The 24,857-nt window shown below is 58.4% G+C and carries 17 protein-coding genes; 7 read left to right on the top strand and 10 right to left on the bottom strand.

Annotated features, from left to right (window positions below; all coding sequences use genetic code 11):
* The first annotated feature begins 253 nt into the window (after positions 1 to 253).
* Genes BUE15_RS06110 through BUE15_RS06100 form a run of 3 tightly spaced genes read left to right on the top strand, consistent with a single transcriptional unit; the run spans position 254 to position 5,617 of the window.
* Complete coding sequence (locus BUE15_RS06110) at positions 254 to 3,379, top strand: SusC/RagA family TonB-linked outer membrane protein (protein WP_244535890.1); 3,126 nt, start codon at positions 254 to 256, stop codon at positions 3,377 to 3,379.
* A gap of 21 nt (positions 3,380 to 3,400) precedes the next feature.
* Positions 3,401 to 4,966, top strand: a complete 1,566-nt coding sequence (locus tag BUE15_RS06105) for a SusD/RagB family nutrient-binding outer membrane lipoprotein (protein WP_073282157.1) — start codon at positions 3,401 to 3,403, stop codon at positions 4,964 to 4,966.
* Between the two features lie 42 nt (positions 4,967 to 5,008).
* On the top strand, positions 5,009 to 5,617 hold the full coding sequence (locus BUE15_RS06100; protein WP_073282156.1) for a hypothetical protein: 609 nt from the start codon (positions 5,009 to 5,011) through the stop codon (positions 5,615 to 5,617).
* Positions 5,618 to 5,670: 53 nt separating this feature from the next.
* On the opposite strand, the gene BUE15_RS06095 is transcribed toward BUE15_RS06100, so the two are convergent.
* The 4 genes from BUE15_RS06095 to lon form a co-directional block, all read right to left on the bottom strand.
* Positions 5,671 to 6,405: an SDR family NAD(P)-dependent oxidoreductase gene (locus BUE15_RS06095; protein WP_073282155.1), complete on the bottom strand. Its 735-nt coding sequence runs from the start codon at positions 6,403 to 6,405 to the stop codon at positions 5,671 to 5,673.
* Between the two features lie 128 nt (positions 6,406 to 6,533).
* Positions 6,534 to 7,943, bottom strand: a complete 1,410-nt coding sequence (gene hslU, locus BUE15_RS06090) for an ATP-dependent protease ATPase subunit HslU (protein WP_073282153.1) — start codon at positions 7,941 to 7,943, stop codon at positions 6,534 to 6,536.
* A 131-nt stretch (positions 7,944 to 8,074) separates the two neighbouring features.
* Positions 8,075 to 9,145 (bottom strand): type IX secretion system protein PorQ, encoded by a 1,071-nt coding sequence (gene porQ, locus BUE15_RS06085; RefSeq protein WP_073282151.1) that lies wholly within the window; start codon positions 9,143 to 9,145, stop codon positions 8,075 to 8,077.
* A 283-nt stretch (positions 9,146 to 9,428) separates the two neighbouring features.
* Positions 9,429 to 11,888 carry an endopeptidase La gene (gene lon, locus BUE15_RS06080; RefSeq protein WP_084548861.1) on the bottom strand — a complete coding sequence of 820 codons (2,460 nt, stop codon included), beginning with the start codon at positions 11,886 to 11,888 and terminating at the stop codon, positions 9,429 to 9,431.
* Between the two features lie 315 nt (positions 11,889 to 12,203).
* Between lon and BUE15_RS06075 the strand changes: the two genes are divergently transcribed.
* Positions 12,204 to 14,210, top strand: coding sequence for an OmpA family protein (locus BUE15_RS06075; protein ID WP_084548860.1), 2,007 nt, complete (start codon positions 12,204 to 12,206; stop codon positions 14,208 to 14,210).
* Between the two features lie 80 nt (positions 14,211 to 14,290).
* Here the strand turns inward: BUE15_RS06075 and BUE15_RS06070 are convergent, their stop codons facing one another.
* A complete protein-coding gene (locus BUE15_RS06070; protein ID WP_073282148.1) occupies positions 14,291 to 14,788 on the bottom strand; it encodes a DUF6702 family protein in 498 nt (165 codons plus the stop codon).
* Positions 14,789 to 15,061: 273 nt separating this feature from the next.
* Here BUE15_RS06070 and BUE15_RS06065 point away from each other — a divergent pair, with 273 nt between their 5' ends.
* Positions 15,062 to 16,789, top strand: a complete 1,728-nt coding sequence (locus tag BUE15_RS06065; RefSeq protein ID WP_073282146.1) for a hypothetical protein — start codon at positions 15,062 to 15,064, stop codon at positions 16,787 to 16,789.
* Positions 16,790 to 16,867: 78 nt separating this feature from the next.
* Here the strand turns inward: BUE15_RS06065 and BUE15_RS06060 are convergent, their stop codons facing one another.
* The 3 genes from BUE15_RS06060 to BUE15_RS06050 form a co-directional block, all read right to left on the bottom strand.
* Positions 16,868 to 17,377, bottom strand: a complete 510-nt coding sequence (locus BUE15_RS06060) for a cupin domain-containing protein (protein WP_084548859.1) — start codon at positions 17,375 to 17,377, stop codon at positions 16,868 to 16,870.
* A gap of 105 nt (positions 17,378 to 17,482) precedes the next feature.
* Entirely contained in the window at positions 17,483 to 18,829 is a 1,347-nt protein-coding gene (rseP, locus tag BUE15_RS06055; protein WP_073282144.1) for an RIP metalloprotease RseP, read from the bottom strand.
* An 83-nt stretch (positions 18,830 to 18,912) separates the two neighbouring features.
* Complete coding sequence (locus BUE15_RS06050) at positions 18,913 to 20,085, bottom strand: 1-deoxy-D-xylulose-5-phosphate reductoisomerase (RefSeq protein ID WP_073282142.1); 1,173 nt, start codon at positions 20,083 to 20,085, stop codon at positions 18,913 to 18,915.
* 532 nt (positions 20,086 to 20,617) lie between these two features.
* Here BUE15_RS06050 and BUE15_RS06045 point away from each other — a divergent pair.
* The gene (locus BUE15_RS06045; protein WP_073282140.1) at positions 20,618 to 21,766 is read left to right on the top strand and encodes an ISAs1 family transposase; all 1,149 of its coding nucleotides are present in this window, start codon (positions 20,618 to 20,620) and stop codon (positions 21,764 to 21,766) included.
* Positions 21,767 to 22,106: 340 nt separating this feature from the next.
* The gene (locus tag BUE15_RS06040; RefSeq protein WP_139252155.1) at positions 22,107 to 22,583 is read left to right on the top strand and encodes a hypothetical protein; all 477 of its coding nucleotides are present in this window, start codon (positions 22,107 to 22,109) and stop codon (positions 22,581 to 22,583) included.
* Positions 22,584 to 22,586: 3 nt separating this feature from the next.
* Here the strand turns inward: BUE15_RS06040 and BUE15_RS06035 are convergent, their stop codons facing one another.
* Together BUE15_RS06035 and BUE15_RS06030 are read right to left on the bottom strand one after the other, a co-directional pair.
* Positions 22,587 to 23,033, bottom strand: coding sequence for a 3-oxoacyl-ACP synthase (locus BUE15_RS06035; protein ID WP_073282137.1), 447 nt, complete (start codon positions 23,031 to 23,033; stop codon positions 22,587 to 22,589).
* 249 nt (positions 23,034 to 23,282) lie between these two features.
* Positions 23,283 to 24,791, bottom strand: coding sequence for a GH3 auxin-responsive promoter family protein (locus BUE15_RS06030; RefSeq protein ID WP_073282135.1), 1,509 nt, complete (start codon positions 24,789 to 24,791; stop codon positions 23,283 to 23,285).
* Positions 24,792 to 24,857 lie beyond the last annotated feature (66 nt).

Below are 24,857 nucleotides of genomic sequence, written 5' to 3'. Positions count from 1 at the left end.
AAATTTCGGTTGCAGCCCAGCCAGTATTAAAAAACATCAGCTTTTTTTAATGACGTGCTTGCATTATTTACAATCACTATTCAGACGTTTTTTTTGAGGATTCTCAAATCAGGTTGTAGATTCGGCTTTCGCAACATCAAACTCGCCTGTTGGGTGTGATTATTTGACTTGCGAGATGGATTTCACCTGAATTTTCCCACATTTTTTCATTCCCTTTTTCATGCACAAAACTATACTCGTGGGCACTTTGCTCATGGCCTCCGCTTTGCAGGAGGTGTCAGCCCAAAGCCGGAATATTTCCGGGCGGGTCACAGATCGTCAGAACGGCGAGGGACTGCCGGGTGTGACGGTACTGGTGAAAGGAACTACTAACGGTATTTCCACTAACTCGGACGGTACTTACACTCTGAACAACGTACTTCCTAACAGTACGCTGGTTTTCAGCTCTATCGGTTATACTACCGTGGAGCGTGCTGTTGGAACCGAAGACCAGATCAACATTGGTCTGGCTGGTGACTCCAAGCAACTCAGCGAAGTAGTAGTAACAGCACTCGGTATTGAGCGTGATACTCGTTCGCTCGGTTACGCTACGCAGCAAATCAAAGCAGACCAACTCTCGCAGAAATCAGAGCCTAACGTTCTGAGCGCTCTGCAGGGTAAGGTTGCGGGTGTAAACATCACTGCCTCGAGCGGTCTTGCTGGTGCTTCTACCAACATTAACCTGCGCGGTATTACTTCGCTGCAGGGCAACAACCAACCTCTGTTCGTAGTTGACGGTATTCCGATCAGCAATGACCTGGACCGTACTGCCAACACGCTTACCGGCTCTCAGAACCCAAACCGCGCGCTGGATATTGACCCGGAGAACATTGCCAGCATCAACATCCTGAAAGGGCCAGCTGCTGCTGCTTTGTACGGTTCGCGTGCCTCTTCCGGTGCTATTGTTATCACGACCAAGGCTGGTCAGTCGGTTAATAAGAAGCTGGAAGTAACGGTGACATCCGGTTTCTCGCAGCAGAAAGTATATGGCCTGCCTAAGTTGCAAAACGACTATGGACAAGGCACAAGCGGTGCTAACGTGCTGACTGGCGGCGATATTAATACGGGCAGCACCAACTCTTGGGGCCCGCGTTTCGGCACCGCTCCTACGATTTACAACGGCCTGACTAACCTTAACGGAACCGTTCAGGATTATCGTGCCTACGAAGACAACATCAACGACTTCTTCCGGACGGGGCGCATTCTGCAAAATGGCGTGAACATTGCAGGTGGCAACGCCGACCAGAACCTGTCGCTGAATATCAATAACACCGACCAAGAGGGGGTAACAGAGAATTCCGAGCTGAAGCGTACCAGCATTCAGCTCGGAGGCGGCACCAAGCTTCTCAACAAGTTGCGTGCCACCGGGTCTGTAAACTTTATTCAGACCAACCAACTAGGGCCACAGCAGGGCAATGGTGGTTCTCCGTTCGGACGTCTGAACTTGGTTCCTCGTAGCTACAACCTGCAAGGCTTGCCCTACATCGATGCTGCGGGTCGCAACGTATTCATCGCAGGTGGTGAAAGCCCGCTATGGAGCCTACGCCGTAACTACACGACGTCCAATGTCAACCGCTTCATTAACGTTGCCAGCTTGGCCTATGACATCACGCCATGGTTGAACGTAACGTACCGGGCTGGTTATGACACCTACACTGACCGTCGTAAGCAGGTATACGACATTGGTGCTCAGCGCGCCCCTTCAGGCCAGGTTATCGAGCAAACTACCTTCCGTGGCGAACTTAACGGTGACCTGCTGGTAACGCTGAAAAAGGAAAACCTGTTTGCAGAAGGCATCGGAGCTAACCTGCTGTTGGGCCAGAACATCAACCAGCGCCGGTATCAGGAGGTAGGTGCGCAAGGCGACAACCTTGTACTGCCTAACTTCTACAACATTTCCAACGCTACGGTCTTCTCAAACGGTACTTACGAGCAGAAAACTGAGCGTCGTCTGTTGGGCTACTACGGTCAGCTGACACTGGACTACAACAAGTATCTGTTCCTCGAACTTACTGCACGCGCTGACCAGTCGTCAACTCTGCCGAAGGAGAACAACACTTTCCTTTACCCATCGGCTACGCTTAGCTTCGTATTCACCGACGCCTTCAAGCTACCTGACGGTATCCTGACAGAAGGTAAAATCCGTGGCAACATTGCCCGGGTAGGCCGGGACGCTAACCCCTACTCCCTGCTGACCACATACTCAGTAGGATCTCAGGGCAACAACGTAGCTAACCTTAACTTCCCCTTCGGCTCCTATGCTGGTTTTGACATCAGCAATACCCTAGGTGGTGGCAATATCCTGAAGCCTGAATTCACGCTTTCTTACGAGGCAGGTACTGAACTATCGTTCTTCCAGCGTCGTGTCAACTTAGACGTGACCGTGTTCAAGACCATCAGCGAAAGCCAGATCATCCCAGTTTCCACGGCACCCTCAAGCGGCTTCCTAAGCCGTCTGACCAACATCGCCCGCATGGAAAACACAGGGGTAGAAGCGTTGGTGAATATTACGCCCGTAATGACCAACGACTTCCGTTGGGATATTTCGGCTAACTACACCCGTATCCGCAACGTAGTGAAATCCATTTCGGAAGGGGTGACGGAATCTGCCATCAATGGCAACGCCTTCACAGGCACGATTCCTTCCTATGTAGTGGACAGAGCGTATGGCGTAATCCGCGGCAACAAGAAGCCCACTGTAACGGACGTAAACAGCCCGTATTACGGTCAGTACATCATTAATGGTGCAACTGGCTTGTTTGCGCCGGAACTGACCAACCAAGTTATTGCTGATCCGAACCGCGACTGGCAGGGTGGTATCACCAACACGTTTAGCTACAAAGGCTTCTCCGCTTCGGTACTCGTTGATGCTGTGGTAGGTGGCGATGTTATTTCGTTCACGACGGGCACTTTCAAGGGCAACGGCTCGTTGGAAGAAACCGGTAAAGACCGGCAGGCTCCACGGGTGATTCCGGGTGTTATTCAGACAGGCGTAGGCTCAGATGGCCAACCCACATTCCGTCCGAATGATGTTCAGGTAGACGCACAGAGCTATTGGGCATCCTTCGGCCTGCAAAGCGACCTGAACGTGTATGACGCTACTGCTTACCGTCTGCGCGAACTCTCAGTGGGCTACACGCTGCCGACAAAGTGGCTGGAGCGCACCCCCTTCGGCCAAGCGAGTATCTCCTTGTCAGGCCGTAACCTTTACTACTATGCTCCCAATGCTCCTTTCGACCCAGAAGTAAACACTCAGGGTGCTGGCAACATTCGGGGTCTGGAGCTGCAAAGCGCGCCTAATGCCCGTAACTACGGTGTTAACATTCGCTTCAGTCTGTAATTCTTGCTTTCCTTCTTTGAAATGAAATACAATAAGTTTTTAGGCCTCTCGCTCGCAGCAGCAGTTGCTATGAGCAGTTCTGGTTGCAGCACGGATAACTTTCTCGACGTCAACGACAGCCCGAACAACCCTACGTCAGTACCTGCATCAGTACTGTTCACTAGCACGGTAGTCACGACTGCTTTCTCCAACAGCAACGAAATCAACCGTATCACCTCGTTGCTGGTACAGCACATTGCTGGTACTGCAAACCAAGCATTAGCCTATGATGTGTACAACATCCGGGGTGGCCTCGACAACCAGTGGCAGTTCGAGCAGTATGCCGGTGCCTTGGAGAATGCTCAGGAAATGATCCGCATAGCTAACCAGACCAACAGCCCGGCTTTTGCTGGTATTGGTAAGCTACTGAAGGCGTACAACTTCGCCATGGTCACGGACCTATGGGGTGACATTCCTTACTCACAGGCACTACTTGGCTTGGACAACCTCCAGCCTCGCTTCGACAAGCAGGAGGACATCTACAAAGGCAACGAGGCACAAGGCATTCAGAGCCTGTTCGATCTGGTGAAGGAAGGCTTAGCTGACCTCGACAAAACCAGCGCCTTGGCTCCAACGGCTGCTAATGACCCAGTTTACGCCGGTGACCTGACTAAATGGAAGAAAATGGGCAACACTTTGTTGCTCAAGCTGGCTAACACTGTCAGCCGTCGTGAGCCGGCTCTGGCAAAAACCATCATTGACCAAGTGTTGGCTAATTCGGCGAGCTATATTTCCAGCAACTCTGATGACTTCCAAGTAGCTTTCGGTACTAACGTTGGTAACCAGAACCCCATCTATAGCTTCAACAACGTAAACCGCTTAGATGACCAAATGCTGAGCCAGCGTCTGCTGGATAGCATGCGTACTAAGAACGACCCACGTCTGCCTTTCTTCTTCACCACTACCCCTACGCCAACTGCTACCGTCAATACTACTGGTACGCTGACGACGCTGCCTGGCCCCTTGGTGAATGGTGTGCCAACTCCGGCTTTCCTGACGTTCACGGGTTTCCAAAACGGCAATAACATTGCCGCTCCGAGCCGTACGGCTGGTAACCGTTCCAAGTATGGCGTGTACCTGACTGGCACTTCTGGTGAGGCGCCCGTACGTCTGCTGACCAACTTCCAAACTCTGTTTATCCGGGCTGAGTCGGCTCTGACTCTAGGTACCGCTGGTGATCCTCAGACGCTGTATCAGCAGGCCATCCGTGCTTCGATGACTAAAGCTGGTGTAGCAGACGCCGCAGTAACAGCTTACTTCGCAGCTAATCCTTCAGTAGCCAACCTGACAGGTAGCACGCAGCAGAAGCTAAACAAAATCATAACGCAAAAGTGGATTGCGTGGGTTGGAAACGGCTACGAAGCCTACAACGACTACCGTCGTACTAGTTTCCCCCGTCTGGCACTAGCTCAAAATGCACAAGGCGACGATCCGTCAGCTATTCCTGTGCGTTTCGTTTACCCCGCTTCCGAGCTATCGGGTAACGCCAACAATGCACCAAATCCGGTACCCGGTACGAATGTGCGCGTTTGGTGGGATATCGATTAGTCTGTTGCATTCCTGATTCCCCCCCTTCAACTTTTGCTTCTCATGAAAAGAAATATTTTCAAAATCTACGCACTGGCTTTGCTCTCATTCGGAGCTTTCTCATGCGAGAAGGACTATGGCGACAACCTAGGTCCGGTAGAGGATAGCATTGCTGCTATCCCCGTAACGGTAACGAATGCTGATGCATTTGAGCGGTATCCGGTAGTTAACACCTCTGTGGCTGGCGGTGGCAACATCACCATTACAATGGAGATTCCTGCCAGTGCTGGTGCAATCCGGGAGATTTCGAAAGTGGCCACCGGTCCTTTCGCAACCATCACCCTGACCAACCTCAATAGTACGGCTGCTATTACCGCTCTGAATTCACGCATTGTGAATGGCACGCGTACTGTGACGCCAATTGTAGGCAATGGTTCTAACAGCATCACGTTCACCACAACGCTGGCTGACTACCTAGCTTACCGCAATTCCCAAGGCACTCCTGCTAACTTTGGTCCCGCTGGTCCTCCAGCTACCACTGGTGGCCCTGGCACTTTGCCGGTACCAAGTGCTACCGCTACGCCAACGGATATTCAGTTTTACTTCCGCTTGACACTGGAGGATGGCTCTACCATCGTTCCACTCCCGGTGCGTGTTCGGGTTCAACCCTAATATTCTCTCCCGGTAAAAAAGAAACCCTGGCCAAATTGGCCGGGGTTTCTTTTTTATTCCAAGTCGGTTACCCGCAACACAACATCCTCTCCTGCCGGCGCTGGCTGCTGCAGCCACGCAATAATCTTATTGGCGGCGTGCTCCGGCTCTACTAGCTGGCCATGCTGCTTGAGGCTGGCAAACCGCTCAATGTCGCTGAAATCCTGAGCGGCGGCGGTGCGAATGTGTTCCTGCATGGCTGTATCCAGCACACCGGGCGCGAGGCTGCGGATTCGGATACCGGAGCCACGAAGCTCCTGCTCTTTTTGAGTTGTAGCCGACAGCGCATTGAGGGCCGCTTTGGAAGCACAGTAGGCAGCCCACCCATCAACGGGGCGCTGGGCAGCTCCGCTGCTGATGTTGAGAACAGTGCGTGGAATACCTGTCTGGCTGCCGTAGGCACTCAGGAAGGTGTTCATAAGCATGGCCGGAGCAATAACATTCACATCGAAGACGAACTCGAAATGCTCATTCGGCAGGGCGCCAACGTAGCCGATTTCGCCCAGCACACCGGCATTGTTGATGAGCGTGATGCTGGCAGCGTCGGGCCGGGCAGGAAATACCTTGAACAGGTTGTTTTGCACGGCCAGCATATCTGACAGGTCGAGGGGCTGGTGCTGGTACCGCTCGTGCTCGATGGTAGCATGGCGCGACACACCCAGCACGCTGGTGCCGGGCTGACGCAGCAGGCCTTCAGCCAGCGCTTTTCCCAGTCCGCGGCTGGCTCCGGTGATGATGTAGTAATGCATAAGCAGAAGAGAGAATTGGGGGAGATACTTCCCGAATGGATACGGTATAACGCAAAAAGAAGCGGCCTGCGCCGCTTCTTTTTGCGTTATCGAGGACAGATGACTCTGTCTTGCCCAGGCTTTATAAGCTACAGAATGTACTGGCTCAAATCCGGGTTGCGAATCATGCCCTGCAGCCGCTCATCCACCAGCTCGCGCGTAATGAGAATCTGCGCATTGGGGCCAATCAGGTCGGGCACATCGAACAGAATATCGTTCAGCAGGCGGCTCATGACCGTGTGCAGGCGGCGTGCCCCGATGTTCTCCACCTCCGAATTCACCTCAAACGCAATTTCGGCCAGCCGTTCCAGCGCCGTATCATCGAAGCTGAGGGCCACGTCCTCGGCCTGCAGCAGGGCTTCGTACTGCTTGGTGAGGGCGTTTTTGGGGTCCTTCAGGATGCGGAAGAAGTCGTCCTTGGTGAGGCTCTGCAGCTCTACCCGAATCGGGAAGCGGCCCTGCAGCTCCGGAATCAGGTCGGAGGGTTTGGCGACGTGGAAGGCCCCGGCCGCAATGAACAGAATGTGGTCGGTGTTGATGATGCCGTACTTGGTGCTCACCGCCGAACCCTCCACGATGGGCAGCAGGTCGCGCTGCACACCTTCGCGGCTCACATCGGGGCCACCGCCGCCTTTGCCGCTGCGGCTGGCCACCTTGTCAATTTCGTCGATGAAGATGATACCGGCGTTTTCGGCGTTGCGGATGGCCTCATCCTTTACCTCATCCATGTCGATGAGCTTGGCGGCCTCTTCGTCGAGCAGGATTTTGCGGGCCTCGGCAATGGTGACTTTGCGCTTGCGGGTCTTCTTGGGCATCATCGAGCCCAGCATATCCTGCAGGCCGGCCATGGAGGCTTCGTCCATGCCGGGCGCGCCACCGACCAGCCCAATGCCGGGGGAGCCCTGCTGCACCTTAATCTCAATTTTGCGCTCGTCCAGCTCGCCGCTGCGGATTTTCTCCCGGAATTTGTCGCGCGTGCGTTCGTTCAGCTCGTAGTCCGACTCGGGCATGACGCTGCTGTCGGGGCTGGAGCTGAAGCCGGCCGTGGACTTCAGGCCGGCGCCACCACTCACGGGCGGAATCAGGGCGTCCAGGATCAGATCCTCTACGGCCTGCGCGGCCTGGGTTTTCACCTCTTCCTTGCGGCGCTGCTTCACCTGGTTCACGGACTGCTCCACCAAGTCGCGCACCATGCTTTCCACGTCGCGGCCCACGTAGCCTACTTCCGTGAATTTGGAGGCCTCTACTTTGGTGAAGGGGGCATCGGCAATGGCGGCGAGGCGGCGGGCAATTTCGGTTTTGCCCACGCCCGTCGAGCCAATCATCAGGATGTTGTTGGGCACAATTTCGCGCTGCATCTCCAGCGGGGCGTGCAGGCGGCGCCAGCGGTTGCGCAGCGCAATGGCCACGTGGCGCTTGGCGTCGTGCTGGCCGATGATGTACTTATCGAGTTCGGCCACAATCTGGGCCGGGGTGAGAAACGTCTTGGAATCGAGCATGAGGCAAGGGAAATAAAGATAGCCAAGGTACTGCGGCGGCCCCACAAAGGTTAGGCAGCAAAAGGCCATGCAGCACCGCTCGGCTGCATGGGTACGGCGGCTTTCGCAGAGGCCAGGCGCGTGAGGGCCGGCTACTGCTTTTTTACAAAGAGCGTGTTGAGGTTGCGCGCCACGGTGAAGTAGTTGGCGCCGCCGCTGGCATGCATACCGGCGTGCGTGTAATCAAGCTGAAACTGGCTGATGCGTAGCATGACCCCGAAGGAAATACCCGCGCCGCCGGCGGTGTTTTCCAGGCGCAGCTCGCGGCGCTGCAGGTGGTTGTAGCCGACGTTCACGCTCAGGTTCTGGCCCAGCAGCAGCTCGCCGCCCACCGCAAAATGCCGCGCAATCTTGTCGCCGAGGGTCTTTTTCTTCACAATGGGGTCCCCGTTCTCATCGAGCTGGCCGCGCTGGTTGGGGTCGAGGTACACGATGTCGAGCTGCTGCAGATGGTGGGCCGTGATGGAGAAGCGCAACGGCATGTGCTCCGGCTTGATGGTCGCCCCGATCTGCACGTCCAGCGGCATGGGTTCCCGGCTGGCGCCGGCATAGGGCTTTAGCTGGTAGCCCGCGTTTTTCACGGCCAGGCCAATCGTAAAGTCCTGCTCGGGGTGCTTGAACAAAGCGCCCACATCGGCCAGCAGCCCCACCGAATGGTTGCCGCTGATGCCCGATACCGCCAGCCGGCCGGTGCCGCCCAGCGTAAACGGGCCCTGCACGTAGGTATAGGTGAGGCCGGCCGCGTATTCATTCACCGAGAACTTACCTAGCAGGTTCTGGGCCGCGTCGTACTGGTCGAACTCGCCATAGTTGAGATAGGTGAGCGAGATGCCGAGGCGGTTTTTGGCGTCTTCCTGCTTGGGCTTAAAGGCGTAAGCGGCCGTGCTCTGCTTGATGTCGGCCAGATAATCGACGAAGGTGAGGGCGAGGCGGCCCTCCATGTCGGCGTTCAGCAGCGCGGGGTTGCTGAGCATCATGGTCGGGTCGGAGTTGCGGGCCGAGACGTTGACACCACCCAGCCCGGCCACTTTCGCGCCCGGCGGCAGATTCAGAAACGAAAACGCCTGCTGCCCGCCAATCTGGGCTACAGCCGACGGGGCAGCCCCTAAGCCCAGAGCAATAGATACGGCGGCAATAGTACGGCAGTGTAACAGTCGAAGCATAGGGGACTAAGATACAGCGTTTGGCAGGTAGTTGCGGGCATAAGACGCCGGAAACTGCGTTTTATTGTGCAGGCAGCTCGCTGCGCGCGTACCCACCCGGCACCGGTGCCGGGTGCTTCCCGGCGCGCCTGAACGGGCCCGGCACAGGTGCCCATACACTGCGGGAGCTCCTGAACCTACCCGCCACCGGTGGCGGATGGCTCCCAGCTCGCCCAAACCCGTCCGCCACCGGTGGCGGATGGGCGCGGGCGCTACCTGAGCCAGCTGCCACCGGTGGCAGGCCCTACTGCACTTCCACGCTGGGCACGGGGGCCAGGGGCGCTTCATCGCGCACCACCAGCTTCATGGGGTGCGCCACTTTCTCATCGAGCAGGGCCACGCGCAGCACGTCATCTACCCGGTCGGCATAGTGAATGGTGAGGTCCTTGATGTACTCTGGCTGGATTTCCTCGATGTCCTTGCGGTTTTTCTGGCACAGAATCACATCCTTCACCCCGGCTCGCTTGGCGGCCAGAATCTTCTCCTTGATGCCGCCCACCGGCAGCACCTTGCCCCGTAGCGTGATTTCGCCGGTCATGGCCAGGTGGCTGCGGATTTTGCGCTGCGTAAACACCGACGCAATGCTGGTGAAGATGGCAATGCCGGCGCTGGGGCCATCCTTGGGCACGGCACCTTCGGGGAAGTGAATGTGCAGGTCGTACTGATCGAAGAGGCGGTAGTCGATGTCCAGCTCGTCGGCGCGGCTGCGCAGGTAGCTCAGGGCCGTAATGGCCGATTCCTTCATCACGTCGCCGAGCTGGCCCGACAGCGTGAGCTTGCCCCGGCCACGGCTCAGCAGGCTTTCGATGAACAGAATATCGCCGCCCACGCTGGTCCAGGCCAGGCCCGTTACTACGCCGGCGGTTTCGTTGTCCTGGTACTGGTCCCGGTCGAAAATGGCGGCCCCGAGGATGCGCGTGATGTCCTTGGGCTCCAGCGCGGCGGGGTATTCCTCCTTCATCGCCTTGCTCTTGGCAATGTTGCGCACCACGCCCCCGAGCTTGCGCTCCAGGCTGCGCACGCCGCTTTCCCGGGTGTAGTCGTCAATCACGCGCTGCAGGGCCGGCGTCGTGATGGTCACGTCCTTGAGGCTCAGGCCGTGGTCGGTGAGGAGCTTGGGCCAGAGGTGCTTTTTGGCAATCTGGGTTTTCTCTTCCAGCGTGTAGCCCGTCAGGTCAATGATTTCCATCCGGTCGCGCAGGGCGGGCTGAATGGTATCAAGCGAGTTGGCGGTGGCAATGAACAGCACCTTGCTCAGGTCGTACTCTACCTCCAGGTAGTTGTCGGTGAAGGTGGAGTTCTGCTCGGGGTCCAGCACCTCCAGCAGCGCCGACGATGGGTCGCCGCGGAAATCAGAAGCCAGCTTGTCGATTTCGTCGAGCACGATGACCGGGTTGGAGGCGCCGGCTTTCTTGATCTGGGCGATGATGCGGCCCGGCATGGCGCCCACGTAGGTTTTGCGGTGCCCCCGGATTTCGGCTTCGTCGCGCACGCCGCCCAGGCTCATGCGCACGTATTTGCGGCCCAGCGCCTTCGCAATGGAGCGGCCCAGGCTGGTTTTACCCACGCCGGGAGGCCCGTAGAGGCACAGAATCGGAGCTTTCAGGTCCTGCTTCAGCTTGAGCACGGCCAGGTACTCGATGATGCGCTCCTTTACCTTTTCCATGCCGTAGTGGTCGGCGTCCAGGATTTTCTTGGTGCGCTTCAGGTTGAAGTTGTCCTTGGTGTACTCGGCCCACGGCAAATCCAGCAGAAACTCCACGTAATTCACGCTGAGCGGGTACTCGGCAGCCTGCGGGTTCACGCGGCTCAGCTTGTCCAGCTCTTTGGCAAAGTGCTGCGCCACGGCCTCCGGCCACTGCTTCTGCTTGGCCCGCTGCCGGAACTTGTCGATGTCCTGGTCCGGACTGTCGCCGCCGCCCAGCTCGTCCTGCAGCACTTTTATCTGCTGACGCAGGAAATAGTCGCGCTGCTGCTGGTCGATGTCGGTGTGGACCTTGTTGTGGATTTCGTGCTTAATTTCGAGGTGCTGAATCTCCTTCAGCATCAGCTCCAGCAGCATGGTGCCGCGCTCTACCCCATCGTTGATTTCGAGCAGCTTCTGCTTCTGTCCTACTTCCACATTGATGTTGGAGCTGAGGAAATGCGTCAGGAACGAGGGCGACTCGATGTTGTCGAGGGCTACCTGGGCTTCCTGCGGAATTTCGGGGTTCAGCTTGAGCATTCTGACGGCCGCATCTTTCAGCGAGGCCACCAGGGCTTTGGTTTCCTTGGAGTTTTTGTTGGGAAACACCTCCGGGGCATAGCTCACGCGGGCCGTGAGGTAGGGCGTATGCTGCAGCGCCTCTTCAATCTGGAAGCGCGACTGGCCCTGAATGATGATGGTGGTGTTGCCGTCGGGCAGCACCAGCAGCTTCAGAATCTTGGCCATCGTGCCTACCTGGTAGAGGTCGGCGAGGGAGGGGTCGTCGTGCTGGTTGTTTTTCTGCGCCACCACGCCCACAATCTTGTTGCCGCGGTAGGCTTTGCGCACCAGCCGGATGCTTTTCTTGCGCGTCACCGTGACGGGCAGCACCACTCCCGGAAACAGCACCGTGTTGCGCACTGGCAGCAGCGGCAGCGTCTCGGGCGCATCGTTTGGGTCGAGGGGCTGGTCGGGGTCGGTGGCTACAATGGATACTACTTCGGCAGAATCGTCGGTCATCAGCAGGAAGGGCGCAGAAAAGGCAGCAGGGATAGAAGGCATATACGAGGAGCAGGGCGAAAAAGCGGAAGTCGGTGCCAGAATGACAGACTCGCGGCCAACAGCCCGGCCCGAACCGGGCGCACTTCCGAAGATAGGGGTTTGACAAGCGCCGTGCCACCTCGCTCCGTTGCAACCTTCGGCCGCGGGTATCGGTCAGGGAGGCACAGCAGCCGGCCACTCCGGCAGGCCGCCTCCATATAGCCGCGGATACCTGAAAATTCCTATTTTTGACGTCCCGTGCCGCCCCGGCCGGCTTCGGTGTTCTAGTGCGCTATGCTTTCCTCGTTACGTTCATTATTCCTGCTCCTACTGGTCCTGCTTCCACTGGTTCTGCGGGCCCAGCAAAAGCCCGGCGCGCCGCTGCGCCAGCGCAAGCTTACTACCCGCTCCGTGCGCCAGCTGCGCCTGCGCCCCGACGCCACGCCTACGTTCCCGAATATCAACCGGGTGGCATTCTATCAGAATAAGAAGGAGTTGAAAGCCATTCAGAAGGCCGAGAAGCGCAGGAACTGGAACCAGGCCCGGGCCTTGCTGGATGCCTACGTGGGCAAGTTCGGCATCGAGAATTTCTACAAGAACACGCCGATGCTGTGGCGGCTGGCGCAGCTCTGGGAGAAGGCCGGCAACGAGGAGCGCGCCAAGGCCTACTACCGCCTTGCCCTGAAGCACCACCGCCAGGACGTCAGGAAAATTCAGCTCTACTACGACTCTCTGGAGCAAAAAACCGCCGACCTCTACGTGCCGCTCAAGGTGTATTACGAGCTGGTGGAGTACCGCAAAAATATTGTGGCGTTCCGGCCGCCGAAGGGTGTGTTGACCACTATGGGCGACGCCATCAATTCCCAGGCTGAGGATTATGGTCCCACGTTGAACCCCGATGCCAGCATGCTGCTGTTCTCGTCGAAGCGCAAAGTGCGCGGCGGCATCAAGCAGGTAGTAGACGAAGACCTGTACGTGTCGCGCAAGGACGGCGACCTGTGGACCGACGCCGAGCCGCTGCCCAAGCCCATCAACTCGCCCTATAACGAAGGCTCGGCCTGCTTCACCCGCGACGGCAAAACCATCTATTTCGCCCGCTGCGAGTGCCCCAGCTGCCACGGCAACTGCGACCTGTTCACGTCCACGTTTCAGGACGGCCAGTGGTCGGTGCCCAAGAGCCTGGGTACGCAGGTAAATTCCTCGGCCTGGGACTCGCAGCCGACTCTTTCGCGCAACGAGGACACGCTGTACTTCGCTTCTGACCGGCTCGGCGGCTTCGGCCTGTCGGATATCTGGTACACCTACCGCGGCAAAAACGGGCAGTGGGCCAAGGCCGAAAACATGGGCCCGGTGGTGAACACGCGCGAAAGTGAGGTGAGCCCCTTTTTCCACCCGCTCTACAACGTACTGTATTTCAGCTCACGCGGGCAGCTGCTCAACTACGGCGACTTCGACATCTACAAAACCTACCGCGTGCAGGGCCGCTGGCAGGAGCCCAAGAACATCGGGCCGCTGGTGAATGGCAAGGGCTCGGAGTACTATTTCACCATCGATGCCGAATCGAAGGACCTGTATTATGCGCGCTCCGAGGAAAAGGACATGAAAAACCTGGACCTCTACTCGTTCCCGCTGCCCATGGAAGCCCAGCCCCTGGCCACCACGCACGTAGAAGGCACACTCGTGGACTCCGTGAGCCAGAAGCCGCTGGGGGGCATCGTCACCATCGTGGATACCGACAACGGCATCGAGGTGGCGGCCAAGTACCTGCGCCCCGACGGCTCGTTCGACTTTGACTTGATTGACGGCTCGCACTACGTCATGATCATTCAGAGCCCGGACTTCTTCAGCGTGGAAAAGAAGTTTGAGCTGAAGGGCGACACGGTGATGAAGCTCATGACCAACTCCATCGACTACGGCCTGCCGCTCATTTTCCAGAATATCGAGTTCGACCAGGACAAGTCGCACATCCGGACCTCCATGCAGCCTATTCTGGACCGGATTGCGCTGTTCATGGTCGACCACCCGACGTTCCGGCTCAGCATCACGGGCCACACCGATTCCAAGGGCGACCCGGACTTCAACGAGCGGCTTTCGCAGGACCGGGCCGAGGCTATCCGCAAGTACATTGAAACCAAGGGCAAGCTCAAGCCCAACCGCATTGAGAGCTTCGGCTATGGCTCTACCAAGCCGCTGAAGGAGGAAGTAACGCCGGAAGACGCCAAAACCAACCGCCGCGTAGAGTTCCGCCTCATCAAGCCCGACGACGAGAAGAAAGACGCCGGCGGGGCCGACTGGAAATAAGCTGCCAGCCGGGGCTAGTTCACCAAAAAGCGCCTGCTACCACAAGTAGCAGGCGCTTTTGCATTGGGTCGCCCGTCAATTTACCAGCTCAGTTTCTGAGTTTCTTCTCCGTCGCGGAAGAGCTGGCTTTGCTTTTTGCCGCCAGCCTCCACGTTCACGATATTCATCTGGTCGGAGAAGATGTCGGAGAGCAGCGAGTTGCGCAGCGAGAAGCCGGTAAGGGGCCGCGCCACTTTCAGGGTGCAGTACAGCCAATGGGCGTCGCGCTCCTTCTGCATGCCCAAAAACTGCAGCGGCAGCGTTTCGCCAGGCTTGGTGCTGAACACCAGGGAGCGGCGCAGCAGGGCCGTGGTCAGCTGCGTCACGAGCGGCTTCGGCGACTGGTCGAGGCTGATGGCCGTGGGCTGGCCCTCAGACAGCGCCTTCTCGAAGTCGTCGGTAAATACTTTCAGGGCTACTTCCAGCTGCTGTTTGGCCGGGTTGTAGCGCACATCCATGATGCTGGCGTGGTAGGCGTGCGCCCACGCTACGAGCGAGGCCAGCAGCAGAAAGGAAAGCAGAAGCGTCTTGCGAAACATAAAGCAATGCGTAAGAGAAGTCCAGGCCGAAACGATAATCGTGCCGTTACGCAGCAGTGCCGCGCTTAGGCCTTCATACTGGTCAGCAGCTATAAGGCCGCGTGTGCGCAGAAGATTCCCGAACCCCAAACCGGGCCCTTCCACCGGGCCTGCCACAAAAGTAGTCTGCTTCTTTACCTTTGCCGCGCGCCTTTTTGCGTACTGGCCTCGGCCCCGTGCTGTGGCCAGTGCTCCGGGCGCCCGTTTCCTGACACACCTTTTCACCAGTATTCTATGGCTTCTGAAGCAACTACCTCCATTCCGGACATGACCATGCAGCTGGTCTCCTACCAGTCCGCCGTTGACGCCAAGCTACAGGAATTCAACGCCAAAAACTTCACCGCCGGCTTCTGGCAGAAGCAAGCCGACCTGTGGGTGCAGGACGCAACCGCTCAGCAGAGCCTACGCAGCTTCATGGGCTGGCTCCGCGTGGCCGAAACCATGCTGCCGCGTGTTCCTGAAATCGAGGAATTTGCCCGCGAAGTGAAGGCCGCCGGCTTTCAGCACGTAGTGGTAATGGGGATGGGCGGCAGCACCATGACCCCGATTGTGTTTAAACAGGCCTTTGAGAAAGCCGCGGATGGCTTGCCGCTTTCGGTGCTGGATACCACCAACCCGGCCACTGTGCGCGAGGTAGAGGCATCGGTACCGCTGGCCGAAACGCTGTTTGTCGTAGCCAGCAAATCGGGCACTACGGCCGAGCCACTGGCCTTCGGTGACTATTTCTACGCCCGCCTGAAAGAGCTGAAAGGCGACAAGGCCGGTGAGAACTTCGTGGCTATTACTGACCCGGGCTCCAAGTTCGTGACGCAGGCCACGGCCGAAGGTTACCGCCGCATCTTCCTGAACTTTGCCGAAGTGGGCGGCCGCTTCTCGGCCCTCTCCTACTTTGGCCTAGTACCGGCCGCGCTGTACGGCATCGACATCAAAACCTTGCTGGAGCGCGCCATTGGCATGATGCGCGCCACCGGCTCCGAAGGCGAAGTAGCGCAGAATCCTGGCCTGGAGCTGGGCGTGGCGCTGGGTGTGCTGGCCCAGCAGGGCCGCGACAAGCTGACGCTGGTGGTACCTGCCGGCCTCAGCGACTTTGGCCTGTGGCTGGAGCAGCTGGTGGCCGAAAGCACCGGCAAAGAAGGCAAAGGCATCCTGCCGCTGGCCGGCGACCCGCTGAACAGCCCGCAGGTGTACGGCCAGGACCGGGTGTTCGTGTATGTAGGCTACGAAAGCCAGCCCGATGCCGATAACCGCGCGAAAGTAGCCGCCCTGCAGGCCGCCGGGCACCCCGTTGTCACGATTCTGCTGCGCGATGCGCTGGACCTGGGCCAGGAGTTTTTCCGCTGGGAAGTAGCCACGGCCGTGGCCAGTGCTGTGCTCGAAATTAATCCGTTCGACCAGCCCAACGTACAGGCCGCCAAAACCGCCACCGACCAGTTGATGAAGGTGGTGGTAGAGAAAGGTGCGCTGCCCCAAACCAGCAGCCCCGTGCTGCAGGAAAACGGCCTCGACTACTATACCAGCGTTTCGGGCGCCGATGCGACGGAGGTGCTGCGTAATTTCTTCGGGCAGGCCAAAGCCGGCGACTTCCTCTGCATTCAGGCTTATCTGCAGGAAACGCCGGCTGTCAACCAGGAACTAGATGAGCTCCGGGCCTTGGTGCAGCAGCAGAAGCACATTGCCACGGCCTCCGGCTACGGTCCGCGCTTCCTGCATTCCACCGGCCAGTACCACAAGGGCGGCCCCGACACCGGCCTGTTCCTGCAGCTCACCACCGACCATGCGCAGGACCTGCCGCTGCCCGGCCGTCCCTACACATTCGGCACGTTCCAGAACGCCCAGGCCGCCGGCGACCTGCAGGCCCTGCACGATTACAACCGCCGCACCTTGCGCGTGCACCTGGGCACCGCTGGCGAAGAGGCTGGTGTTGCTACCTTGCTAGAGGCACTGCGCAAGGCATTGGCGTAGCTGACTAACTCTCACAAAAAAGCCCTGACTTTGCGGTCAGGGCTTTTTTGTGCCTGTACCAAGTCTTAGCTGTGTAGACTACCGGCCGAAGTCGTCCTGCACGCGCACAATGTCGTCTTCATCGGATGGGTTGGCGGCGTCCGTATGCTGCCAGATTTCGGCCAGCACGCCCCAGCCACCAAGGCCCACGAGGCGGTGCCGCTCACCCTGCTGCAGCGTAATCAGCTCGCCGGGCTGATAGGTTTTCACTTCTGCTTCCTCATCAGTAGGGCTGGTCACGACGCCCACCGGCCCCTGCACCACGCGCCAGATTTCGGCGCGGCGGTGATGGTACTGCCAGGAAAGACGCTTTTCGGGGGCTACCAGCAGAATTTTCGGACTCAGCTTCCCCGAAATGCGCAGCTCGTCCACCGACATATTGTCGAAATACGCATCGGCAAAAGCCTGCGCCTGGGTTTCGTCAATCACGAAAAAACCACCCCAGGGCCGCGTCTGGTCCTGGTTGCTGATAGTAAAGCCTTGCTGGTGAAGCAGCTGTTCCGTGTGCTGAAACAGTTGCGCTTTTTGCTCATCCAGGAGAGTACTCATGGTAAGGGAGAAAGAGGGGATTCGAACGGCAAGTTCCGAAAAAACAATAAGCGCGGCTGCATCCTGCTCCAGGGCAGGCCGCAGCCGCGCTTTGTAATGCTAAGCTTATATCCCGAGCTTCTTAAGCAGCGGGTTGATGATTATCACAAACGCCATCAAGGAAAGCAGCAGCATCATGCCCACTTTCTGCGCATTCTCCAGGAATTTGTCGGAGGGTTTGCGGCCGGCTATCATTTCGTAGAGCAGGAATACCACGTGGCCACCATCTAGAGCCGGAATGGGCAGCAGGTTCATGAAGGCCAGCACCATCGAGAGCAAGCCGGTCATGGTCCAGAACCACACCCAGTCCCAGGTAGGGCCGTATTGCTGGGCTATTTCCAGCGGGCCGCCTACTGATTTGCGGAAGGAAGCCTCGCCTTTGAATATCTTGCCGAAAGCCGTAATCTGGTTGGTGATGACGCCGAAGGCCTTGCTCGTGCCAACCGGAATGGACTGCGCGAAGGAATAATGGCGCACCGACTCGCGCAGCAACGACTTGGGGAAGAAGCCCAGCTTGCCGTCATCGTCCACGGTAATGGCCAGCGTTTTCAGCTCGCCGCCGCGCTCCACCACCAGTTTCACGGGTTTGCCGGCATTGGCCAGCAACTCATTCTGAAACTCCGGGAAGAACTCTACCTTCTTTGCGTTGAGCTGCACAATCCGGTCGTCGGGCAGCAGGCCGCCTTTTTCGGCGGGGCTGCCGGCATTCACCGATTTCACGGCAAACGGGTTGCGCGGCAACACAAACCGCTGCTGTCCCTGCTCCGAAAGCCGGTCGATGAAGTTGGCCGGCACCGGCACATCTACCAACTGGCCCTGGCGCTCCACAGTGTAATAGGAGTTAGAGCCCATCATCACCTCGGGGTCGTACACGTCGTTGAACTCGGTGAAGGGCCGGCCGTTGATTTTCACGATTTTGTCGCCGGTACGGAAGCCGATTTCCTCACCCAGCTTATTGGGCAGGATGCCGTAGCGCACCTCCGAGGCCGGCAGATAGCTCTCCCCCTGCGTGTAGGTGAGCATGGTGAAGATGACGATGCCGGTAATGACGTTCATGATGACGCCGCCCAGCATCACAATCAGGCGCTGCCAGGCCGGTTTGGCCCGAAACTCGTTGGGCTGCGGCTCTGCGGCGAGGCTGTCGGCGTCCTGGGTTTCGTCGATCATGCCGTGAATGGCTACGTAGCCACCCAGCGGAAACCAGCCCAGACCGTATTCCGTCTCGCCGATTTTCTTTTTCAGCAGCGCGAAATTGAGCACGCCGGGCATCGGGAACAGAAAGTCGAAGAAGATGTAAAACTTATCGACCCTGATTTTGAAGTATTTGGCGGCGGCAAAGTGCCCAAACTCGTGAATGCCGACTAGTATGGAAAGGCCCAGCAGCATTTGCCCGGCCATGATGAGAATTTCCAAAGGAAGGTGATTTGGTGATAATGGGGTGAACAGGTAATAGAGTACCGAAAGCTCAGACCGGGTTGCGGCCCCTGCCCAAACAGCTACAACCGCGCCAGCTGTTCCTGCGCAATGCGGCGTGTCTCCTTGTCAGTAAGCACATAGTCGTCGAGCGACGGATTGGCAAGGTACGAAACCCGGCTCAGGCACTCCTCTACCACGTCCGACATTTGCAGAAAACCTACCTCATCGCGCAGGAACGCGGCCACGGCTACTTCGTTGGCCGCATTGAGGACGCAGGGCGCGTTGCCAGCCTGCTGCATGGCCGCGAAAGCCAGGGCCAGGTTGCGGAAAGCGCCCAGGTCGGGCTGCTCGAAAGTGAGCTGCGGGTAATCAAGGAAAGAGAAGCGCGGAAACTCGTTGGGCAGGCGCTGCGGGTAGCCCAGTGCGTACTGAATCGGCAGCTTCATGTCGGGCAGCCCCAGTTGGGCCTTCAGGGAGCCATCCTCAAACTGCACCAGCGAGTGAATAATGCTCTGCGGATGCACGACCACCTCAATCTGCTCATTGCGCAGCCCAAACAGCCATTTGGCCTCAATCACCTCCAGCCCTTTGTTCATCAGCGAAGCCGAGTCGATGGTGATTTTGGCGCCCATGTCCCAGTTCGGGTGCTTGAGGGCCTGGGCCTTCGTAACGTCGGCGAGCTGGGCGCGGCTGCGGCCCCGGAACGGCCCGCCGGATGCCGTCAGGATGATTTTCTCAATCGGATTCTGCTCCTCGCCTACCAGGCACTGAAAAATGGCCGAGTGCTCCGAATCGACGGGCAATAGCCGCACGTTGTGCTGGCGTACCAAATCGGTGATGAGCTGGCCGGCTACTACCAGCGTTTCCTTGTTGGCCAGCGCTATGTCTTTGCCGGCCCGGATGGCGCGCACGGTGGGCAGCAGCCCGGCGTAGCCTACCATAGCCGTCAGCACAATGTCGGAATCGGGCCGGCCGGCTACGTCGGCGAGGGCGGCGGCACCCGCCAGCACTTCGGTTTCGGGCTGCGAGGCCAGGGCAGCTTTTACCGCTTCGTATTTGCTTTCGTCGCCGATGACGACGGCCGCGGGCCGAAACTCACGGGCCTGCTGCACCAGCAGCTCGGCATTGGACTGCGCCGACAATGCCGCCACGGTGAAGCGGCCGGGCTGGCTACGGATAACATCAAGCGCCTGTGTGCCAATGGAACCGGTGGAGCCGAGCAGCGTGACGCGTTTAGGGAATTCAGAAGGCATGCAGGATGGAAAGGACCGAAGTGGGAATAGCGCGGCAGTAGCTAGCAAAAGTACGGTGAAGTTCGGGTTGGCCCTAGGCAGGCGCCTATTTCGCCGTTTTGTGGGTTTAGTACTTGCTCGGAGTCAGGCCTGATGCGTCTAACGCAGCCCGCTAACTTGCTTTCACGTACCGATTCAGCTACCGCTGCAAAGCTGCTACGGTAGAATCAGCAAGGCTCAGGTATTTGCGTTGGATGTAGCCCGTGCCTCCCCGACCACCAATTTGAGGTAGCGTCACCCGGCACCAGCCACCGGGTTGGATTGCTAATACATCAACCGTATCTCCCACGGCCAACACTTCCACCGTGGAGGAATTCATTTCATCGGCTGCTACCGAACGTAAAGTCACTTCATTTAACCGTACGCCTGCCGGATGCCGGAGTAGTCGGCTTGGGGTAGGGCGAGAGTAGAAGTACACCAGGGCTTACGCATCAAACTTAGGGCGACATGTTGAGGGCTGACCTTTGTCTTTTCAGACATTGTCAAGTTCTTCATGTTCAGCCAACTCCTTACTTCTTTCGCCACCCTTCCAGACCCGCGTTGCACGGGGCGCACCCGACACCGACTGCGCGATGTGCTCGTCATGGCTATCTGTGCCGTCGTGGCCGGAGCCGAAACGTGGGTGGACATCGCCCACTACGGCCAGTTGAAGCAGCCGTGGCTGGCTACGTTTCTGGATTTGCCCAACGGAATTCCTTCGCACGACACGTTTCGGCGCGTATTCTCCCTGCTCGACCCGCAGCTGCTCGAACAGTGCTTTCGGCAGTGGATGGCCACCACCGCCCCACCCCTGCCCCGCGAGGTCGTGGCCATCGACGGCAAGACGGTGCGCCGCTCCTTTGACCGGGGACGGGCCCAGGGCCCGCTGCACGTCGTCAGCGCGTTTGCCACCGAGCAAGGCCTGAGCCTGGGGCAAGTAGGCGTGCTAGGTAAAGGGCAGGAGTTAGCTGCTATACCAGTGTTAATCAGTGGCCTGCAGCTTGCCAATACGATTGTTACAGTCGATGCGCTGGGTTGCCAGCGGGCCATTGCCCAGCAACTACTTGCCCAGCAGGCGGATTATATTTTTGCCCTGAAAGGCAACCAAGGACGCTATTACCAGGCCGTCAAAACCTATTGTCAGCGGAGTTGCGTCGAGCGTTGGGCAGAGTACCCCGCTGACTACGATGCCTTTGACCGCCGTCACGGCCGTTGGGTACGCCGCCGGGCCTGGGTGCTGCCGCTGGGCGAGGAATTGGCCGGATTGCGCACCTGGCCCGGCTTGCGGGCCGTCATCGCGGTCGAAACCATTCGGCAGGTGCAGCACCAGCCAGGCACGCACGTCGAGTGGCGCTACTACCTAAGCAGTTGTCCCGATGCCCCCGCCGTGCTCATCCAAGCCATCCGTCGCCATTGGGCCATCGAAAACAGCCTGCATTGGGTACTGGATGTCGTCTTTCGCGAGGATGAGGCCCGCAGTCGCGACCAGGTAGCGACCCGCAACTTTGCTGTTTTACGCAAGCTGGCTTTCAACCTCCTGCAGCAAGGAAAACACCAACCTGGAAGTCTTCGGGCCCGACGACGAAACGCGGGCTGGAACGATACCTATATGACCCAACTTCTAACCTGCGCCCGCCAAAACGGCCGGGCAACGGCTCCCTAAATTTGATGCGTAAGCCCTGAGAAGTACACCACGGCTATAATGATGCTGTTAACCACCGTTACCCAACCGGCCAGGGCCCAAAAGTTGACACGAGGCTGCCCGGCCTCGAAGCGTACAGGAGAAAGATAAAAAGGCATAGCAAGCAACTAATCAACAGTGTATGAGCAGGCCCACTAGTACTGAATCCGTATGATCTGCGTAGCCATGGGCACCAATAGCTCGCTTCAAAGAAGTTAAATAGCGGAGCAGTAAGCAAGGGCCTCGTCAATAAGCCAGCGGTACGCATCGACTTCCGGACCAGAATCCCCGTACTTTGTGCATTCCTGCTATTCCGTTTGCTGTGTCCAGTCCCGTATCATCCGCCGCCTTCGAAAAAGCCCGCACCGGTCTGTGGGGCAGCCTGCAAAAGCATCTGACTACCATTTATGCGGCCGAAAAGGAGTTTCGGGCAGCTACGGCTTTCACAACGACGTTTCCGTTTTCGGCGAGCAGTATAGACCCGCAGCAGCTGTTTGAGTACGAGCAGCAGCGCCGCCTATTGCGCGACCTGTACGTGGATGAAACCACCCAGCTCGACAGTCTGGTGAAAGCCGTGCGGCAGAAAAGCTATGAGGAAGACGAGAAGAAACAGCTGCTGCTGCTGATACTGGGCTACATGGACATTGCCGCCACCGTCTTCGGCCTGCTCGATACGCACCGCCCCGGCAAGCTGGACAAGGACGAGGAGCTGGAGGAAAACGCGGCCCGATTTGAGCGGGTCCGCAATTTCGTGCGCCTCAACATCCGGGGGCTGCCGAACCTGCTGCCGCGGCTTTAGGCACTATTCCACGGCTTCCACCCGGATTTTCCTGCCGTTAAACACCGCTTCTTCGCCGGCCCGCTTCCCGGCCAGCGCCACTGCTACCGGAGCCGCCGCCGACACGGCAAAGTAGTCTTGTCCTTCCACGGTCAGCTTGCCGGCACTGATACCCAGGTAAAAAACGCCCATACTGGTCCGCACCAGGGCGCCGGGCCGCACCGCGTCGCAGGGCAGCTCGGGGTTGATGCGCTGCAGCTCGCCGAGCAGCTGCCGGGCCTGCTGAAGCTGCACGGCGTTTCGGTCCCGCTCGTTCTGGGCCATAGCGCGGCCGGTTTCGTACTTGTCGCCGGCGCTGCTCTTGGTTTCGCTATTCGCCGACTCCTGCGCTGCCTGAATAGCGGCCTGACAGGCGTCGATGCGTTCCTGCACGTAGGCAAGGCAAGCGGCGTGAAGGTTAGATTTGATCATACTTCTGAGTCAGGTGGAAACCAACCAGCATTGATTAAATCAATTAGCTTTACTATTCGGTCATAGTGCTTTCCCGTCAAATCTAGACATAAGATTGTTGAGACGGGTGCACGAGCAGCAGTAGGTGCTAAGGTCGCTGCATATCAGAGTCCTTCATCAATGTTGAAATCTGCGGAAGTTGGCTGGGCCAATCCGGATTTTGCTGAAGATCTAGATATGCTATTTGATATTCGCCAACATTCCCAATTTTCATTCTGCTCTTTGATTTGTGTTCAGCAGCCCCTCGGCCAGCCCCCTGTCGTTGCTCAGGCGCGGCACTTTGTTCTGGCCACCGAGCTTGCCCTGGCTTTTCATATAGCGCTGAAAGGCCCCGGCGGGCAGCGGCGTAAGCTGTAGCGGCGCCAGAATGTTGCCGGCCAGCAAATCATCATAGTACGTGTTGCGCTGGCGCAGGCCGGTATCAAGGGCGGCGGCAAAGGCGGCAGCATCGTGTGGCGGCTGGGCAAACTCCACCAGCCACTCGTGGCGCGACGGCACAGCCGGGTCGTCGCTGACGCGCGGGGCCACCGTAAATTCCACCACTTCCACCTCCGGGTGCCGGCGCATGGCATCGCGCAGGGTTTGCTCCACTTCTTCGCCGATGACATGCTCGCCAAACGCCGACAGAAAGTGCTTTATGCGGCCCGTAACAACGACGCGGAACGGGTATTTACTCACAAACCGCACCGTATCACCGATACTATAAGCCCACAGGCCGGCATTGGAGCTGAGCACCATGGCATACTGCTGGTCCAGCTCCACTTCGGCCAGCGTGAGGCGCGGCGGGTTAGCTTCGTAAAACCGCTCCGCTGGAATGAACTCAAAGAAAATACCAGCATCGAGCAGCAGTAGCATGCCCGGATTACCGGGCTCGTCCTGGAAGGCCAGAAACCCTTCGGAAGCCGGAAACAGCTCTACGCTGTCCACGGGCCGACCAATGGTTTCAAACAGCTTTTTGCGGTAGGGCTCGAAGTTGACGCCGCCGTACACGAACAGGTCGAACTGCGGAAACACCTCCCCTACCGGCCGGCCGGCGCGGGCCACAATCCGGTCGAAATACATCTGCACCCACGGCGGAATCCCGGAAATCAGGGTCATCGGCTGGTGCAGCGTTTCCTCCACAATCCGGTCGAGTTTGGTTTCCCAGTCTTCGATGATGTTGGTGGCGTAGCTGGGCAGTTGGCTGCGGCGCAGGTAGGCCGGCACGTGGTGGTTGGCAATGCCCGACAGCCGCCCGGTATGGATGCCGCCCACCGTTTCCAGCGCCGGCGAACCGGACAGAAACATCAGCTTCCCATCCAAAAAGCGGCTGTTGCCGGTGCGGTGCACGTAGTGAAGCAGCGCGTCGCGGGCCCCGTTGATGTGGTTGGGAATGCTGGCCGGCGTGATAGGAATGTACTTGGCGCCGCTGGTAGTGCCGCTGGTTTTGGCTAGGTACAGCGGCTTGCCGGGCCATAGCACGTCCGGTTCGCCGGCTTTCACACGGTTGAAATACGAGCTCAGCGCTTCGTAGTCGCGCACGGGCACCAGCCGGGCCAGATCCTGCGCGGTGCGGGCACCGGCCAGGGTATGGTCGCGGCCGAAGGCGGTGCGGGCACCCTGAGTTAGCAACTCACGCAGCACCCGCTGCTGCGTGCCAATGGGGTCGTGCTGCCAGCGGGCATACTGGCGGGCAATGTAGGCGGCCAGCGGCCGGCTCAGAACAGATTTCAGACCCATGCAAAAGGAAACGAAGTTGGGAGCCGGTAAATGTAGCCGCTATTGGCGTATGCGCAGCTCGCAGGA

Origin of the sequence: Hymenobacter psychrotolerans DSM 18569 (genome assembly GCF_900142395.1) — a bacterium.
Taxonomy (GTDB): Bacteria; Bacteroidota; Bacteroidia; order Cytophagales; family Hymenobacteraceae; genus Hymenobacter; species Hymenobacter psychrotolerans.
Note: the sequence above shows the minus strand (reverse complement) of the source record. Positions and strands in the feature narration are given on the sequence as shown.

Bases quoted from the DNA above. Each gene is read 5' to 3' on its own strand.
- BUE15_RS06095 (WP_073282155.1), bottom strand. From the start codon at position 6,405: ATGCATTACTACATCATCACCGGAGCCAGCCGCGGACTGGGAAAAGCG.
- BUE15_RS06105 (WP_073282157.1), top strand. From the start codon at position 3,401: ATGAAATACAATAAGTTTTTAGGCCTCTCGCTCGCAGCAGCAGTTGCT.
- BUE15_RS06045 (WP_073282140.1), top strand. From the start codon at position 20,618: ATGTTCAGCCAACTCCTTACTTCTTTCGCCACCCTTCCAGACCCGCGT.
- BUE15_RS06035 (WP_073282137.1), bottom strand. From the start codon at position 23,033: ATGATCAAATCTAACCTTCACGCCGCTTGCCTTGCCTACGTGCAGGAA.
- BUE15_RS06065 (WP_073282146.1), top strand. From the start codon at position 15,062: ATGGCTTCTGAAGCAACTACCTCCATTCCGGACATGACCATGCAGCTG.
- BUE15_RS06030 (WP_073282135.1), bottom strand. From the start codon at position 24,791: ATGGGTCTGAAATCTGTTCTGAGCCGGCCGCTGGCCGCCTACATTGCC.
- BUE15_RS06070 (WP_073282148.1), bottom strand. From the start codon at position 14,788: ATGTTTCGCAAGACGCTTCTGCTTTCCTTTCTGCTGCTGGCCTCGCTC.
- hslU (WP_073282153.1), bottom strand. From the start codon at position 7,943: ATGCTCGATTCCAAGACGTTTCTCACCCCGGCCCAGATTGTGGCCGAA.
- BUE15_RS06050 (WP_073282142.1), bottom strand. From the start codon at position 20,085: ATGCCTTCTGAATTCCCTAAACGCGTCACGCTGCTCGGCTCCACCGGT.
- BUE15_RS06060 (WP_084548859.1), bottom strand. From the start codon at position 17,377: ATGAGTACTCTCCTGGATGAGCAAAAAGCGCAACTGTTTCAGCACACG.
- lon (WP_084548861.1), bottom strand. From the start codon at position 11,888: ATGACCGACGATTCTGCCGAAGTAGTATCCATTGTAGCCACCGACCCC.
- BUE15_RS06075 (WP_084548860.1), top strand. From the start codon at position 12,204: ATGCTTTCCTCGTTACGTTCATTATTCCTGCTCCTACTGGTCCTGCTT.
- BUE15_RS06110 (WP_244535890.1), top strand. From the start codon at position 254: ATGGCCTCCGCTTTGCAGGAGGTGTCAGCCCAAAGCCGGAATATTTCC.
- porQ (WP_073282151.1), bottom strand. From the start codon at position 9,145: ATGCTTCGACTGTTACACTGCCGTACTATTGCCGCCGTATCTATTGCT.
- BUE15_RS06100 (WP_073282156.1), top strand. From the start codon at position 5,009: ATGAAAAGAAATATTTTCAAAATCTACGCACTGGCTTTGCTCTCATTC.